Raw genomic sequence first — 15137 nt, 5'->3', positions numbered from 1 at the left:
TTGTTCGACTCTTGTTGAAAGTGGCGACGAATGTCGTGAGCGATCGTGGCTTTCCATCAGCGCTCGAGTACCCACGTGTCCTTGGTGCCGCCGCCCTGCGACGAATTCACCACGAGCGAGCCCTCGCGCAGCGCCACGCGTGTGAGTCCGCCCGGAACCATGCGCACCTCGTTGCCCGACAGCACGAACGGCCGCAAGTCGATATGGCGCGGTGCGATGCCGGCGTCCACGTAAGTCGGGCAGGTCGAGAGCGCGAGCGTCGGCTGGGCGATGTACTTGTCCGGGTTCGCCTCCAGCACGGCGCGAAACGCCTCGATCTCCGCCGTCGTCGACGCCGGCCCGACCAGCATGCCGTAGCCGCCCGCCCCGTGCGTTTCCTTGACGACCAGATCCTTCAGGTTCGCGAGCACGTGTTCGAGATCGTCGCGCTTGCGGCACATCCAGGTCGGCACGTTGTTGAGGATCGGTTCCTCGCCCAGATAGAAGCGCACCATGTCGGGCACGTAGGGATAGATCGACTTGTCGTCGGCGATGCCCGTTCCCACCGCGTTGCACAGCGACACGTTGCCCGCGCGGTACGCCGAGATCAGCCCCGCCACGCCGAGCGTCGAATCGGCGCGGAACACGTCCGGATCGAGGAAGTCGTCGTCGAGGCGCCGGTAGATCACGTCCACGCGCTGCGGCCCTTGCGTCGTGCGCATGTAGACGTGATCGTTCTCGACGAAGAGGTCCTGCCCCTGCACGAGTTCGACGCCCATCTGCTGCGCGAGAAACGCGTGCTCGAAGTACGCGGAGTTGTACATCCCTGGCGTCAGCACGACGATGCCGGGATTGTCGACGCCCGCGGGCGCGGCGGCGCGCAACGTATCGAGCAGCAGGTCCGGGTAGTGCGCGACCGGCGCGACGCGATTGCGCGCGAAGAGGTCGGGGAAGAGCCGCATCATCATCTTGCGGTTCTCCAGCATGTACGACACGCCGGACGGCACGCGCAGGTTGTCTTCGAGCACGTAGAACTCGCCCTGCCCGGCGCGCACGATGTCGATGCCCGCGATATGCGCATAGATGTTGCGCACGACGGAGACGCCCTTCATCTCCGGCCGATACTGCGCGTTGTTCAGGATCTGCTCTTCCGGGATGATGCCGGCCTTGATGATGTCCTGATCGTGATAGACGTCGTGGATGAAGCGGTTGAGCGCATTCACGCGCTGGCGCAGGCCGCGCTCCAGCGCCTTCCATTCCGTCGCGGGGAAGATGCGCGGAATCACGTCGAAGGGAATGGTGCGCTCGGCATCGACGCCCAGTTCGTCCTTGCCATACACCGCGAACGTGATGCCGACGCGCCTGAAGTTCAGGTCCGCCTCCGCGCGCTTCAGGTGAATCTGCTGCTCGCTCTGCGTGTTCAACCAGTTCATGAATTCCAGGTAATGCCTGCGCGGATCGCCCGCGCCACGAAACGCCGCCGCCGGAACGCCTGCCGCCTGGAGGTCGGAGCGTTCGAACATTTCGTTGAAGAAAGCTTGCGTCATAAACCGGTCTTCCATGTGAAGTGCGTGCCGGGCTCGGTCCCGGCTTATCTGTGCATGCTTTCGCACGGCCTTCGCACGGCGTTCGTCGCTTGCGGTTCGCGACAGTCGCAAGACAGTCGAACGCCGGCCGCACCGGCGCGCGGTGCGGACATTGTCTCTTCACGCGGCGAGCGCGAACGTGCGATGCATAACGCCTGCAACTCCATCGCGGCCGCGCAAAAGTGAACGAGACGGTTAAAGCAACAAACACGCCAACGTTGCGCGGCATGAAAGGAAGGCGTGTCGTGCCCGATTCGATGGCGCGTCGAGCGACACGTTTTGGCGCCTGCGCACCAACGCGGGGCGCGGTTTACGCTCGATCGCACAGTTAGGGGTTTTGCGGCGTCGCTTATCCTTGGCGTTCTTGGTCGACAGACTTCAGAGGCGATCCATGACGCAACCGGCATTCTCAGGCGCGCTGCCACTCCCGCATTCCTTCGATTTCGAAGGCCAGTCGGTGCGCTACGGCGTGATCGGCACGGGCGAGCCGCTCGTCTTCGTCCACGGCACGCCGTTCTCGTCGCAGGTCTGGCGACGCATCGCGCCGATCGCCGCCCGCGTGCGGCAGGTGTTCTGCTTCGATCTGCTCGGCTACGGCGCGTCCGAACAGCGCGCGGGACAGGACGTGTCGCTCGGCGTGCAGAACCGCTTGCTCGCTGCGTTGCTGAAGCACTGGCAGCTCGGCAGGCCCGATGTCGTCGCTCACGACTTCGGCGGCGCGACGTCGCTTCGGGCCGCGCTGCTGAACGGCTGCGAATACCGGTCGCTGCTGCTCGTCGATCCAGTCGCGGTGGCGCCGTGGGGTTCGCCGTTCGTCCGGCACGTCCGCGCGCACGAAGCCGCGTTCGCGGGCGTGCCCGCCTATATCCACGCGGCGATGCTCGACGCTTACCTGCAAGGCGCCGTGCATCGGAATCTCGACGCCGATACCTTGCGCATCCACGCCGCGCCGTGGACGGGCGAAACGGGTCAGGCGGCGTTCTACCGCCAGATCGCGCAGATGGATCAGCGTTACACCGACGAAGTCGAGCCGCGCTACGGCGACTTGCGCTGTCCCGTCTCGATCCTGTGGGGCGAAGAAGATCAGTGGATTCCGGTCGAACGGGGCGAGGCGCTATCGAAGATGATCCCCGGCGCGCGTCTGACGCGCGTGAAAGGCTCGGGTCATCTGATGCAGGAGGACGCGCCGGAAGCGATCGTCGGCGAGTTGCTCGGGTTCCTTCAGTAAGTGCGTTGAGGACCCCGGCGCGCAATCGGGGCAACTCCTCGCCGCCGCACGCGCGCACTGGCCCGGATACTGCATTCGATCCGCCGGTATGATTCGCCAGTCCCGGTCTTAACCAAACAGTACGGACCCACGCCGTTTCGCCGCACGAACGACGCCCTCGCATGGTGCACGCGCACGCCATTGCGGGGCATCGTCTTGCCAGGCCGATGCACGCGGACCGTCTCTGGACCGGGGCCGACCCGCCAATCCGACCCGACGAGGATCAACGTGAACAATCGCGCGTCCGAACCGAGCTTGGCACGATATGCATTATGGAATCGCAAGCAGACACGGGTTCCGGCGAACTCGCGGCGAGTGCTCCTCGCCAATGCCGACAAGGCGCTCGGCGAATCGCTCAGTTCGCTGTTCGCCCTGAAAGGCTTCTCGACGGACTTCGCGCTCGACGTCACGTCCGTGCGCACGATCGTTCGATCCTGGAAGCCGCAGGTCACCTTTCTCGATACGCGCATCGGCGGATGCGGCAACTACGCGCTGGTGCGCGAACTGCGCGTGCTCAACGGCGACCGGAGCGGCGTCATCATCGCGATGAGCAGCTTCTTGCCCGAGGAACCGGTGCATCTATTGAAGGAAGCAGGTTACGACGGCCATTGCCGGCGGCCGTGCGCCGTCTGGCAAATGACCGATCTGCTCGAAGAGTTCTTCGCGCCGGGGCCGGGCTCCGCGCGGTAACGGCGATGGCGCCGGTACGCGGGCGCCGTCGCGTTCAATCCGAAGCGCGCGCGTTGCGCTGGGCGACGCTCGCCGCTTCGTTCGACGCCGCCTGCGGCTGCGGCGTCAGCGCGAAACCCGTTTGGCCGTCTGCGTGTGCCTGCGATGCGTCGCTGGCCGCGACGGCGCCCGCGGCCGTGCGTTCAAAACCCGGCGCCTCGTTCTGCGCATGTTTCGACGACCGTCCGATGCCGGCGATGAGGAGCGTTGCCGCCACCGCGACGCCGACGAGTACTGCCACGACCGCGAATCCGCCGTTTTTCTTCCGCATGACTCTCCCTGATCCGATGCAATAGCGTTAAACGCGCGTTCAGAGCCGCAGCACGACCGCGCCGGCGATCACCGCGGCCACGCCGGTCCACTGGAGCGCGGTCAGCCGCTCCGCGCGCAGGGTCAGGCCGAGCAACGCGGTGACGCCGCCCGACAGCGTGCTCAGCACGGTGACGATCGCGACCGCCCCCGTCGACGCCCCGATGGCGAAGCTGCCGAGCGCGGCAAGACTGGCTGTCGATTGCGCGAGCAAGAGCGGCCACGCGGACGCGGGCGGCGCGCGCCAGCTTTCGCCGCGTGACAGCGTCAGGAGCAGCGCGAGGCTCGCCACGCCGAACGCGTAGCCGACAAGGAGCGTCGCCGTGGTGCCGAGCGTCGGCAGCGCGTAGCGTCCCTGAACGAAAAAACCGACGCCGTACAGCAAAGCGGCCAGTATCGCAAAGAAGACCGGGGACGTCTGCGCGCCATGCCGCACGGCCGGCGCCTCGCGCGTGAGCGCGGTCAGCGGCACGCCGCCGATGCAGATCAGGATGCCCGCGACGCCCAGCGCGCTCAGGCGCTCGCCGCTCAGCACGGAGAGGAGCGTGGTGACGGCGCCGTAGCTCATGGCGATCGGCGCGACGATCGCGGCCTTGCCGGTCGAGAGCCCTTTCGAAAGCGTGAGCGAGCCGAACAGCGTGCAGACCGCCGCCGCGACCGCGCCCGCCCAGCCGCTCGCGGGCGCGTCGAAGGCCTGGCTGCGCGCGGCGGGCATCGAGAGAAACACCGTCCCGACGACGACGAGCCCGAAACTCAGCGACACGAACACCGCCCGCCGCACGCCGATCCTGCGCGCCGACATGCCCGCGAGAAAATCCGTAATGCCCCAGAAAAAAGCGGCCAGGAGGCCGAATGTCACGCCCACGTCCGATCCTCCGCCGGGAAACGGCTCATCCTATCCGCTTCGACGGAAAGCGGCGGCGCACCGGATCAGCGGCAGGACGCGTTCACGGCTCGCTCGCGCTCATCGCCGGCGTGGCTTGCGGGTCCCGCGCGTGTTCCCAGAAGCGGATCATGCCCTTGCCCGCCGACTTGGCTTCGTAGAGCGCGTTGTCTGCGTGTTTCAGGACGTCGTCGAACGATTCGCCGGCGCCCGCGATCGCAATGCCGATGCTCGCGCCCACCAGCGCACGTCCGCCCGACGTCAGCGGATACGGCGCCGACAGTTCCTGAATGATGCGCCGCGCGAGCACGGCGCTCGCGGACGTGCCCGTCTGCGACGCGACGACGGCGAACTCGTCGCCGCCGAGACGCGCGACCAGTTCGCCACGCCGCATCACGTTGCGCAGACGGTCCGCGACCTGCTTCAGCACTTCGTCGCCGGCGTTGTGGCCGAGCGTGTCGTTGACGTGCCTGAAGCCGTCGAGATCGACGTACATGACGGCGACGCGCTGTCCCCGCACGCTCGCCGAAGCCGACAGCAGCCGCTTCGCGTGATCGCCCAGATAGCGGCGGTTCGGCAGGCCGGTGAGCGAATCGTGATGCGCCCAGTGCAGGATTTTCGCTTCCGACTTCCGGCGTTCCGTGACGTCCTCGATGATGACGACCTCGCTGCCGTCGGGCACCGGATTGCGCGTCATTTCGAGCTGACGGCCGTCCGCGAGCTTAAGATCGAGCGGCGCGCGCTCCTCGCGCAGCCATTCGGCGCAACGCCGCACGAGTTCGTGGCGCAAGGTTTCGCCGAACTTCGCGAGTCCCACGTAGCCGATGAATTCCGGCAGCGGCACGTTCAGCCGCAATTTCTCGACCGTCGCGCCGAAGAGTTCCGCCGCCTTGCGATTCGCGATGACGACCTTGCCGGCTTCGTCGATCGTGCACAGGCCGTGCGGCATGTGAGCGAGCGCGGCGTCGAAGCGGGCGGCGAGTTCGGCGTGCCGCTGTTCCGCCGTCATCAGCCCGACGAGCGCGCGATAGTGGCGGCGCACGACCGACACCATCGCGCCGACATACAGGAAGAGCGGCGGAATGAGAATCCAGTAGGCGGTATCGGCGGCGAAGGCGGCGCCGATACCGATCGGCACGGCGCCCATGCAGATCTGCGCGATCGCGAGGCGCGGCAGCGCGGCGTTGCGCGACGCGACGCCGCCCAGGATGCCCGCCGTCACCATGATGGCGAGCGTGGCGAGGACGGCATCGCGCGAAATCACGCACGCCATCGCGCCGAGGCCGAGCAGCAGGCAGGCAGCGAGGCCAAACGGTACGTAGCGCGCGGCCCACGGCCCGGGATGAAGCGGCGCGGAGCGGCTTTTCGCGCGATAAAGCTGCACGACGGCGAGACGCGCGGCGAGCAGGCTGATGTCGAGAACGAGCCAGAGGAACGCCCAGCGCTCGTGCAGACGCAGCACGGCGGTCAGCGCGACGAACACCGCGGCGGTGCCGGACAGAAGCAGCGGCCGATTGTCTACGAGCACGGTCGAAAGGAGCGAAGCGCGGATCGCGGGCGTGATGTCGCCATCCTCGGTGGGCGGCGTCGCCAGAATGGAATCGGTGAGGGATGCGTGGGCTGGCATGCGGTGGCCGTATAGGGACGAGGAGTCTGCTGGCCGCACCGGAGCCGCCGCTATTCGTGTTTACGGCGGAGTCGCGCAGTTCTTGAATGCGGACGAATCTTGCCGTTTGTGCGGCGCGCCGTATGGAAGCGTGCGCCGCGCTTGTGCATAATGGCCGCGTTCCAATTTCCGGTCATCGCCATGCCAGTTTCACCCCGACGCGCCCGCGTGCGGCCCAAGCCGCCGCGCGGGGCGCTCGTGCGTTATCAGGACCGCATCGCGGAAGTGCTCGGCGAAGCACGCGGACAACGCGTGATGATCCGCTCGATTCACGCCGACGGCGTCGAACGGAAGACCGCCGTGAAGTGGGTGAATCTGGTGCCGCTCGAGGGGCAGTTGTTTTAGGGGCTCGCCTAGCCCGCCGCGCCGACCGGTCGGGTAAACCGGGCGCGAAAACCGAACAATCGGTGAATGAGGGAAGGCTTGATTCGCTGCGCCGGTTGGGGCGTCGCGACGCCCGCAGATGCTTCCGGCTCTGCCGGCTCCGGCATCCCGACCGTCACCCCCGCCTCCCGCGCCTTCGCACACCGCTGATTCAGCAGCATCCGCATCGCGGCTTCATCGATCAGTGCGCGCGCCTGAATCCAGCCGTGCTCGAAACGCAGCGCATAGTCGATGTCGGTGAAATCGTGATACTGGCCCGAGTCGGCGAGCGCGGTCGCCGTCGAGATGACCCGTTGCAGCGTCCAGGCTTCTATTTCGTCGATGTCCGTCGGCACGTGCGACCCTCGCTCACTGATGAGGTCTACGGATCTTAGCCCAGCGTCTGGCCGCGCCCGTCGTCTGCCGACAACACCGCATCAAAAAACCCAGACGAATGAACGTGCGCAAAAAGCACTTTCCGCGCGGCCTGTGCAACGCGCTTCAACGGCGAAAAGCGCCGTCTTTCCGGTCGCCTACAAACATTTAATTCACCCATATAATCGCCGGACCCGGGCGCCTCGACGGACCGAAACCCGGGCCGGCGCCCCGCGCGCCGCTCTCATGCACCCGCTTCCAACCTCACGGAGCCACCGATGAAAGTGAATGCGCTGTCGAAGAAGGGTCTGCCCCGCCGCCGGTATGCGGCGCTCACCGCGCGGAGCGCGGCCGCGCTCGCCGCCACGCTCGCCTTCGGCGCGTGCGCGCCAACGTTTGCGCAAGACTCCGACGACTTCCGCTCAGGCGGTCATCGCGGCGATCACGCCGGCGGCGACCGCGACGTGAAAGTGATGATCATCTCGATGTTCGGTCCCGAAGGACAGGTCTGGCTCGACCGCCTCGGTCCGTGGAAGGCGATCAAGGTGCCGGGTCTGTCACCCGACTATCCCGAGGTGCACTGCAACCGGCAGGACATCTGCGTGCTGACCACCGGCATGGGACACACGAACGCCGCCGCTTCGCTGATGGCGCTCACCTTCTCCGACAAGTTCGATTTGCGCCGCACCTACTTCATGATCGCGGGCATCGCGGGCATCGATCCGATGCAGGGCACGGTCGGCTCGGCGGCGTGGGCGAAGTATTTGGTGGACTTCGGCATCCAGTGGGAACTCGACGCGCGCGAAAAGCCCGACAGCTGGCCGAGCGGTTTTACCGGCATCAACACGAAATCGCCGACGGAGAAACCGCCGCTCGACTACCGCACGGAGGCGTTCGCGCTGAATGCGAAACTCGCCGATACGGCGTTCGCGCTCTCGCGCAACGTCGTGCTCGCCGACAGCCCGGAGGCGCAGGCCGCGCGCGCCAAGTTCAGCTACGCCCCGGCGAATCAGGTGCCGAAGGTGATCCAGTGCGACACGCTGGCGGGCGACACGTGGTGGTCGGGCAAGTACATCGGCGAGCGGGCGCGCGACTGGACGAAGCTTCTCACCGACAACAAGGGCACCTATTGCACGACGCAGCAGGAAGACAACGCCACGTATGAAGCGCTCAAGCGCGCGGCGAGCACGGGGCGCGTCGATCTGAACCGCGTGGCTGCATTGCGCTCGGGATCGGATTTCGACCGTCCCTACGAAGGCCAGACGGCCGCGGACAATCTGCTCAACTACCAGGCGCAGGGCGGCTTTGCGCCCGCCATCGAGAACCTGTATCGCGCGGGCAATCCGCTCGTGCAGGACATCGTCGCGCACTGGAGCGAATGGCGTTACGGCGTGCCGACGCGCTGAACGCACGAACGAAGGCGGCGGCGGCCGCCTTCTCCACGGCGAATGCTTCGGACCGGGAAGCAACGCGCCCTGCGCTGTTTTAAGCACCGAGTACGAAGCATCCCCACGAACGCATGTCTCCTTCATGCGGACTATCTGCGCGCGGCGAGCGTCTATAACTTGTATATCGTGCTTGCCCGACTGCATCCGGATCCGACCGCCACAATCGATCGCTTTCCTCAGCAAGTCGCTTGGCAGGGCAGGCGCCATTCCGGCCGCATTCGCGTGCGTAATTGCACGAACGCGGCACGACACCATCGACGCAAGGCGCAGTGAAGCGCGCGCCATCAAGGAGATCGACATGAACGCAAGACTTTTCGCCGCCGCTGCCGTGGGGCTTTTCGCCATCGCGGGCGCCGCACAAGCGCAGATGACGCCCGAGCAGCAGCAACTCGTACAGACGATGCGCCCGATGCAGACTGCGCAGTCCACGCAAGCGGCGCAAGAGAACGCCGGCATGCAGGCCGCATCCACCGGTGACACGTCCTACGGCGGCACGCCCGCGAGCCGCAGCATGTCCGCGCCGGGACATCGGCAAGGTTCGTGCAGCGCCGCGCCGAACTGCGACATCTTCTTCGGCCAGTAAGCCTCGCATGAAAGGCGCGCCCGGGTGGATGCGCCTTCCCGATTCCCGCTTTCCGCGCGCAAAAACGTTCGCAAATATGGGCGGCAAAGCGCGTTTCAAGACGCTCCAACGCGATATCGACTGCGAATGAAAATTTCGCTGGATCGATATTGAAAGTCCCCTGGCGGCTCCTATCTGGGTATCAACGCAGCCACGAAGCAGTTCCGCTTCGCGGCCCAACCGATCCCAACGTCCGTATCACGGAGACGAAGCCATGAGTGACCTTTATTTCACAAGCGACCTGTTCGGTGATTTCGATCGCGTGCAGCGCCAGATGTCCGCGCTGCTCGGCAATCTGCCGTCGAGCATCCGTTCGACCCGCGCGAACGCCTTTCCGCAACTGAATATCGGCAGCACCGACGACTCGATCGAGATCGTCGCGTTCGTGCCGGGCGTCGATCCGGCGTCGCTCGACGTCACGATCGACAAGGGCACGCTCGCCATCAGCGGCGAGCGCCGTGCAACCGAAGCGAGCACCGAAGGCGAAACGCGCACTTACGCGAAAGAACGCTTCTTCGGCAGCTTCCGGCGCGTGATCGAATTGCCGCAGAACGTCGATCCCGACAAGGTCGAAGCACGCTATTCGAACGGCACCCTTGCCATCAGCGTCGGCAAGCGCGAAGCATCGAAGCCGCGCGCCATCGCCATTCAGTAACCGGATACTCGATACATCGGGAGAGAAGCCATGAACGCACAGACTCAGATCGCAGAACGCAATGCCGGAGCAGCCGCCGAAGTCGCGCGGCGCGAGCCCCAGCGTACCCGGCGCGTCGCGCTGACGCCGGCCGTCGACATCGTCGAAGACACGCACGGCGTAACATTGTGGGCCGACCTGCCGGGCGTGCCGCGCGAAAACCTCGACGTGCGCGTGCACGACGGACGGCTTTCGATCGAAGCCCAGGCCGTCGTGTCGACGCCGGATAACTTGCGGCCGAGCCATGTCGAGCTTCGCGAGCCGTTCTTCGCGCGGGCCTTCACGCTGAGCGACGAGTTCGACACGTCGCGCATCGACGCCAACCTGCAGAACGGCGTGCTGAAGCTGACCATTCCGCGGCGGGAAGAAGCGCGGCCGCGACGCATCGAAGTGCGCACGCAATAATCAGCCGCGCGTTGATTCAATGCAGAAAGCAAGCCATCGTCCCCGACGATGGCTTTTTTGCATGCGCCGATCAGGCCTCGACCCGCACGTCCCCCGCGACGCCGCCGCGCTTTCGCCCCGCTCCCGCGCGCGGCCACGGATCGAACTTCGCCGCGAACGCCTCGAAGCCTTCTATCGGCAACGGCCGGCAAAAGAAGTACCCCTGATACGCGTGACAGCCCGCGCTCGCGAGAAAGTCGCGTTGCGCTTCGGTCTCGACGCCCTCGGCGATCACGCCGAGTCCCAGGCTCTGCGCGAGCGCCACGATGGTCTTCGCGATAGTGGCATCGTTCGGATCGACGAGCACGTCGCGCACGAACGACTGGTCGATCTTCAACTGGTCGAGCGGCAGCCGCTTCAGATACGACAGCGACGAATAGCCGATGCCGAAGTCGTCGAGGGAGAAAACCACGCCCTTCGCCTTCAACGCATACATCTTCTGGATGATGTCCTGCACGTTGTCGACGAGCACGCTCTCGGTCAGTTCCAGCTTCAGGCGATGCGCCCGCGCACCCGTGCGCTCGATCGCCGCCAGCACCTTGTCGACGAAATCGGGCTCGCGCAACTGCTGCGCGCTCACGTTCACCGCGATCGTCAGGTGCGCCATCTCGGGCCGCAGCGCCCACAACGTGAGCTGCATGCACGCAGTTTCCAGCACCCAGTTGCCGAGCGGCAGGATCAACCCGGTTTCCTCGGCGAGCGGGATGAAATCGGCGGGCGGCACGAGGCCGCGTTGCGGATGCCGCCAGCGCACGAGCGCTTCGGCGCCCGTCACCTTGTCGCCCTGCGTCACCTGCGCCTGATAGTGCAACAGGAACTGCTGGTCCTCGATGGCCTTGCGCAGGTCGGCTTCCAGCGCCGCGCGCTCGACCACGACGGTCTGCATCGCGGGATCGAAGAAACAGAGCGCGTTGCGGCCGCGCTCCTTCGACTTGTACATCGCGAGATCGGCCTGCTTGAGCAATTCGTCGATCGACGTCCGATGACCTTTGAACACCGTCGCGCCGACGCTCGCCGTCGAGCGGTATTCGACCTCGCCCAGCTGATACGTATTGCCGAGCAGCGACAGAATCTTTTCGCCGAGCGCCTCGGTCTGGATCGCCGCCTCCTGCCGGTTCTCGTGCAGGCTCTGCAGCACCACGACGAACTCGTCTCCGCCCACCCGCGCGACCGTGTCGCTCTCGCGCACGCTCGACGCGAGCCGTCGCGCCACTTCCTGGAGCAGCCGGTCGCCCTTGTCGTGGCCGAGCGTGTCGTTGAGCGTCTTGAAGTGATCGAGGTCGATGAAAAGCAGCGCTCCGCAAGTCCCGCCGCGCGCGCTCGCCGTGATCGCCTGCTTCAGGCGGTCGAGCAGCAGCGAGCGGTTCGGCAGGCGCGTCAGCGCATCGAAGAAGGCGAGTTCCCTGATCCGCTCTTCCGCGATCTTCCGCTCGGTGATGTCGTGATGCGTGATGACGTAGTGCGTGACGACGCCATCGTCGCCGCTCACGGCCGAGATCGTCAGCCACTTCGGATACACCTCGCCGTTCTTGCGACGATCCCAGATCTCGCCCTGCCAGCCGCCCTCGCGACGGATCGTGTCCCACATCTCGCGGAAGAACGCGTCGTCGTGACGGCCCGAACGCAGCACGCGCGGCGTCTGTCCGACGATCTCGGACGACGCGTAACCGGTGCACTCGGTGAACGCGGAATTGACGCGCAGGATGGTGTTGTCGGCGTCGGTCACCATCATCGCTTCGAGCGAATCGAACGCGACGGCGGCGATGCGCAATTCCGCTTCCAGCTGCTTGCGCTCGGTGATGTCGCGCCCGCTCGTGCGAAAGCCGGTGAACGTGCCGCGCGCGTCGCGGATCGGCGCCCACGACACCGAGAACCAGATGTCCGAGCCGTCCTTGCGCACGCAGCGAAATTCGAGGTCGTCGCCGCGCAGGCCGCGCAGCCCGTCGGCGAAGGCGGGCGCGACGCGCGGCATGTCTTCCGGATGAATCAGCGTGGCCGCGAAGTCGGGCATCGCCATGCATTCGTCGACGGTGTAGCCGGTGTATTCGGTCACCGACGGATTGATCCAGCGCGGCTTGCCATCCGGACCCCACCAGACTTCCCAGTTGACCGTGCAGTCGGCGATCGCACGGAATTTCTCTTCGTTCTCACGCAACTCGCGCGTCATCATCGAGGCGAGCTGCATCGCCCGGCGACGGCCCGTCAGCGTGAGCCACGCGAGCAGCGCGAGAAGCAGGCTCAGGCCCGTGCCGGCCACGGCGATCGTCAGTTCGGCATTGCGGCCGAAGCGCGTCCGGAAGTCGTCCTGCGCGTTCATCGCGAGCATCCAGTTGTGCCCGGCGACCACCAGATATTCATTCGCGAAAAGCGGCGTGCCCGCGTGCGGCGCGGCGGCATCGGAGGACCGGTAGAGCAGCGACCTCGCGGACGCCTCGACGCCGTCGTACACGGCAAGCGCAAGCCCGGGCGGCCGTTCGCCGTAAAGGCTCGCGATGACGTCGGCCATGCGGAACGACGCATACACCCAGCCGACCAGATGCGCCCGCCGCTCGGCGACCGTCAGGAGCGGCTGGCCGCGCTCGTAGACCGGCAGGTACATGACGAAGCCGGGCGGCGCGTCCGGCTCGGTGTCGACGGTCAGGCGCAGCTTGCCGGTGATGCAGGCCATGCCGGAATCGCGCGCCTTTTCCATCGCGAGGCGCCGCACCGGGTCGGCCCACGCGTCGTAGCCGAGCGCCGCGCGATTTCGGCCGATATACGGCTCGCGTTGCACGATCGGCGCATAGTCGTGGCGGCGGCCGTCCGACTGGATCGCGTAACCGGGGAAACCGAGCCGGCGCATCTCGTCGACGTGCGCCTCCCGACGCGCCGCCGGCACCCATTCGACGATCCCGATCGCCTGGATGCCGGCGAAATTGGCGTCGAGATTGAGCGAGCCGACATAGTCGTGGAAACTGCCGCGGTCGACGCCGTCGGTGGCCGCGAAGAGGCTCTGCACGCCGCGCAGCATCAGCTCGTAGGTCGCCATGCGCTGCTCGACGCGGCTCACCGTATCGCCGAGCGAATACTTGAACTGCGACAGCAGTTCATTGCGGGAGCTTTGCCGCTCGTGGCTCCAGATGGTCCACGTGACGCTAAGTGCGGCACACAGGATCAGGAGCGGCAGCAGAAGAAGGCGCGCCCGGCTCACGGCGGCGCCTGGAAATCGACCATCGACTTCGCTAGGTCGGACTTGAAGTATTTCTCGAAGATGCGCCGCACGGTTCCGTCGGCGCGCATGCCGTTCACGAGCGCGCGCCACTTCTCCTGTTCGGCGGCGGGCAGCGACTTCTTCGACATGATGAGACCGTGCGGCACGGCCGGATCGTTGAACTCGATGATCGCCGTGACGTCGCGAATCTTTCGCTCTTCGAGCGCGGGATAGTCGAACGGCTCGATGATCATGCCCTGGATACGGCGCAGCAGCAGCGCCTGGTAGAGCGGATCGAGGCCGCCCGCCTGGCTCGTGCGGTTCGCGGCGGCGAGTTCGTCGACGAGACGGTTCGCCGATGCGCTATAGCGGAAGCTGCGGATCACGCCGAGCTGGAAGGCGTCGTTGTGCTCGAAATCGGCGAGTTGCTGGATGCCGGCGTCGCGGCGCACGAGCAGGTAGTACTTGTTGCTGAAGTACCAGGCGAACGACGCGTAGCGGTCGCGATCGGCATTCGTGATGCCCGAGAGGCTGAAATCGAGCGCGCCGGATTCGATCAGTTGCCAGATGCGCGCGCGCGACATGAGGCTGACGCTGACCTTGCAGCCGCTGCGGCGGATCAGTTCGTCGGCGAAATCCTTGTCGATGCCGGTGTCGGTATCGGCGGAATAGAGCAGGCCGTGATCGTGCAGCGCGAGCGTGAACGGACGCGAGCAGTCGGGCCCGGCTGCCATCGCGGGACCGAGCATGCACAACGCGAGCAGCAAGCCGCCGATTCCGTGTCGGATCACTACGCCTCCAGGAGTTTGAAGCGAACGAAAGCGGAGGCCGTCGCCGGGCGCTATCGATCACGCGGTTGGTGTGCCTTCCTGCATGGACGGCCGTGGCCCATACGATGCACGAGCGCGAAGCGCTCCATATGCGTTGTCGGCAGGGGCGCGGCAATCTTGAGGGCGCGCGGCCGATTTTGTCGCGCGAGGCGCATCCATCCGTCCGGATGCCCGCTTTCCGGCGGAGCGCGGCCCCTCGCATGCCGGGTGGCGCGCGCGCGACGGATATTGAAGAATGGGCGCAGGACACGCGGAAACGATTCGGCGGGGAGCAGCTCATGCGGTGCATCGTGGTGGCATACAACGGTTCGGAGTGCGCGCTCGGCGCCGCGCTTTTCGCGAAACACATGGCGCAGCAACGCGGCGCGCGACTGCACATCCTGACGGTCGCGCGGGTGCCGGCCGTCGGTTTCGACGCCTGCATGAACGAGATCATGGAGCAGCGCATCGCGCACTGGGAACAAGCGCTGTGCGCATTGAAAGCGAGGCTGCCGGACACGCAGGACACGATCCGGCTGTCGCTACGCACCGGCGACCCGTGGCGCGAGATCGTCGATTACGCGGCCGAGCACAGCGCGGGCGAAATCGTCGTGGGCTGCCGCCGCTACTGGCTCTGGCGCTGGCCGGCGAGCCACGTCGTGCGGCGCGTCGTGGCGCATGCGCGATGCGCCGTCACCGTCGTGCCGAAGCCCGGCCGCGCCTTCACCGTGACGCGCGGCCACGCGGTCGCGTGATCGAAAGCGGCGCGGTTC

At 66.3% G+C, this 15137-nt stretch carries 15 protein-coding genes; 8 read left to right on the top strand and 7 right to left on the bottom strand.

Annotated elements, in window-relative coordinates; genetic code table 11:
* Nucleotides 1–56 precede the first annotated feature (56 nt).
* Entirely contained in the window at nucleotides 57–1526 is a 1470-nt protein-coding gene (locus QCE48_RS19680) for a circularly permuted type 2 ATP-grasp protein (RefSeq protein WP_309784188.1), read from the bottom strand.
* 430 nt (nucleotides 1527–1956) lie between these two features.
* Between QCE48_RS19680 and QCE48_RS19675 the strand changes: the two genes are divergently transcribed.
* Together QCE48_RS19675 and QCE48_RS19670 are read left to right on the top strand one after the other, a co-directional pair.
* On the top strand, nucleotides 1957–2793 hold the full coding sequence (locus QCE48_RS19675) for an alpha/beta hydrolase (protein WP_309784186.1): 837 nt from the start codon (nucleotides 1957–1959) through the stop codon (nucleotides 2791–2793).
* Between the two features lie 354 nt (nucleotides 2794–3147).
* Nucleotides 3148–3522: a histidine kinase gene (locus QCE48_RS19670; RefSeq protein WP_309784185.1), complete on the top strand. Its 375-nt coding sequence runs from the start codon at nucleotides 3148–3150 to the stop codon at nucleotides 3520–3522.
* 34 nt (nucleotides 3523–3556) lie between these two features.
* On the opposite strand, the gene QCE48_RS19665 is transcribed toward QCE48_RS19670, so the two are convergent.
* The 3 genes from QCE48_RS19665 to QCE48_RS19655 form a co-directional block, all read right to left on the bottom strand.
* The gene (locus tag QCE48_RS19665; protein ID WP_309784183.1) at nucleotides 3557–3832 is read right to left on the bottom strand and encodes a hypothetical protein; all 276 of its coding nucleotides are present in this window, start codon (nucleotides 3830–3832) and stop codon (nucleotides 3557–3559) included.
* A gap of 39 nt (nucleotides 3833–3871) precedes the next feature.
* Complete coding sequence (locus QCE48_RS19660; protein WP_309784182.1) at nucleotides 3872–4729, bottom strand: DMT family transporter; 858 nt, start codon at nucleotides 4727–4729, stop codon at nucleotides 3872–3874.
* 88 nt (nucleotides 4730–4817) lie between these two features.
* The gene (locus QCE48_RS19655) at nucleotides 4818–6380 is read right to left on the bottom strand and encodes a diguanylate cyclase domain-containing protein (RefSeq protein ID WP_309784181.1); all 1563 of its coding nucleotides are present in this window, start codon (nucleotides 6378–6380) and stop codon (nucleotides 4818–4820) included.
* Between the two features lie 180 nt (nucleotides 6381–6560).
* Here QCE48_RS19655 and QCE48_RS19650 point away from each other — a divergent pair, with 180 nt between their 5' ends.
* Nucleotides 6561–6764: a hypothetical protein gene (locus QCE48_RS19650; RefSeq protein WP_309784180.1), complete on the top strand. Its 204-nt coding sequence runs from the start codon at nucleotides 6561–6563 to the stop codon at nucleotides 6762–6764.
* 8 nt (nucleotides 6765–6772) lie between these two features.
* Here the strand turns inward: QCE48_RS19650 and QCE48_RS19645 are convergent, their stop codons facing one another.
* Nucleotides 6773–7138 carry a hypothetical protein gene (locus tag QCE48_RS19645; RefSeq protein ID WP_309784179.1) on the bottom strand — a complete coding sequence of 122 codons (366 nt, stop codon included), beginning with the start codon at nucleotides 7136–7138 and terminating at the stop codon, nucleotides 6773–6775.
* A gap of 297 nt (nucleotides 7139–7435) precedes the next feature.
* Between QCE48_RS19645 and QCE48_RS19640 the strand changes: the two genes are divergently transcribed.
* The 4 genes from QCE48_RS19640 to QCE48_RS19625 all read left to right on the top strand — a co-directional run bounded on the left by QCE48_RS19640 (nucleotide 7436) and on the right by QCE48_RS19625 (nucleotide 10326).
* Complete coding sequence (locus QCE48_RS19640) at nucleotides 7436–8563, top strand: purine nucleoside permease (protein WP_309784178.1); 1128 nt, start codon at nucleotides 7436–7438, stop codon at nucleotides 8561–8563.
* A 340-nt stretch (nucleotides 8564–8903) separates the two neighbouring features.
* Nucleotides 8904–9188, top strand: a complete 285-nt coding sequence (locus QCE48_RS19635) for a hypothetical protein (protein ID WP_309784177.1) — start codon at nucleotides 8904–8906, stop codon at nucleotides 9186–9188.
* A gap of 253 nt (nucleotides 9189–9441) precedes the next feature.
* On the top strand, nucleotides 9442–9882 hold the full coding sequence (locus QCE48_RS19630; protein ID WP_309784176.1) for an Hsp20/alpha crystallin family protein: 441 nt from the start codon (nucleotides 9442–9444) through the stop codon (nucleotides 9880–9882).
* Nucleotides 9883–9912: 30 nt separating this feature from the next.
* A complete protein-coding gene (locus tag QCE48_RS19625) occupies nucleotides 9913–10326 on the top strand; it encodes an Hsp20/alpha crystallin family protein (protein WP_309784174.1) in 414 nt (137 codons plus the stop codon).
* A gap of 70 nt (nucleotides 10327–10396) precedes the next feature.
* Here QCE48_RS19625 and QCE48_RS19620 read toward each other — a convergent pair whose 3' ends face one another.
* Both QCE48_RS19620 and QCE48_RS19615 read right to left on the bottom strand, forming a co-directional pair.
* Complete coding sequence (locus QCE48_RS19620) at nucleotides 10397–13555, bottom strand: EAL domain-containing protein (protein WP_309784173.1); 3159 nt, start codon at nucleotides 13553–13555, stop codon at nucleotides 10397–10399.
* Nucleotides 13552–14346 (bottom strand): transporter substrate-binding domain-containing protein, encoded by a 795-nt coding sequence (locus tag QCE48_RS19615; RefSeq protein ID WP_309784172.1) that lies wholly within the window; start codon nucleotides 14344–14346, stop codon nucleotides 13552–13554. Before QCE48_RS19615 ends, QCE48_RS19620 begins: the two co-directional genes overlap by 4 nt.
* A gap of 317 nt (nucleotides 14347–14663) precedes the next feature.
* Between QCE48_RS19615 and QCE48_RS19610 the strand changes: the two genes are divergently transcribed.
* Complete coding sequence (locus tag QCE48_RS19610) at nucleotides 14664–15119, top strand: universal stress protein (RefSeq protein ID WP_309784170.1); 456 nt, start codon at nucleotides 14664–14666, stop codon at nucleotides 15117–15119.
* The last annotated feature ends 18 nt before the right edge of the window (nucleotides 15120–15137 follow it).

It is taken from the genome of Caballeronia sp. LZ024, assembly GCF_031451455.1.
In the GTDB taxonomy this organism is placed as follows: Bacteria; Pseudomonadota; Gammaproteobacteria; order Burkholderiales; family Burkholderiaceae; genus Caballeronia; species Caballeronia telluris.
This window is presented reverse-complemented; position numbering and strand designations above follow the sequence as displayed.

Bases quoted from the DNA above. Each gene is read 5' to 3' on its own strand.
- QCE48_RS19655 (WP_309784181.1), bottom strand. From the start codon at position 6,380: ATGCCAGCCCACGCATCCCTCACCGATTCCATTCTGGCGACGCCGCCC.
- QCE48_RS19630 (WP_309784176.1), top strand. From the start codon at position 9,442: ATGAGTGACCTTTATTTCACAAGCGACCTGTTCGGTGATTTCGATCGC.
- QCE48_RS19635 (WP_309784177.1), top strand. From the start codon at position 8,904: ATGAACGCAAGACTTTTCGCCGCCGCTGCCGTGGGGCTTTTCGCCATC.
- QCE48_RS19610 (WP_309784170.1), top strand. From the start codon at position 14,664: ATGCGGTGCATCGTGGTGGCATACAACGGTTCGGAGTGCGCGCTCGGC.
- QCE48_RS19625 (WP_309784174.1), top strand. From the start codon at position 9,913: ATGAACGCACAGACTCAGATCGCAGAACGCAATGCCGGAGCAGCCGCC.
- QCE48_RS19665 (WP_309784183.1), bottom strand. From the start codon at position 3,832: ATGCGGAAGAAAAACGGCGGATTCGCGGTCGTGGCAGTACTCGTCGGC.
- QCE48_RS19650 (WP_309784180.1), top strand. From the start codon at position 6,561: ATGCCAGTTTCACCCCGACGCGCCCGCGTGCGGCCCAAGCCGCCGCGC.
- QCE48_RS19675 (WP_309784186.1), top strand. From the start codon at position 1,957: ATGACGCAACCGGCATTCTCAGGCGCGCTGCCACTCCCGCATTCCTTC.
- QCE48_RS19640 (WP_309784178.1), top strand. From the start codon at position 7,436: ATGAAAGTGAATGCGCTGTCGAAGAAGGGTCTGCCCCGCCGCCGGTAT.
- QCE48_RS19680 (WP_309784188.1), bottom strand. From the start codon at position 1,526: ATGACGCAAGCTTTCTTCAACGAAATGTTCGAACGCTCCGACCTCCAG.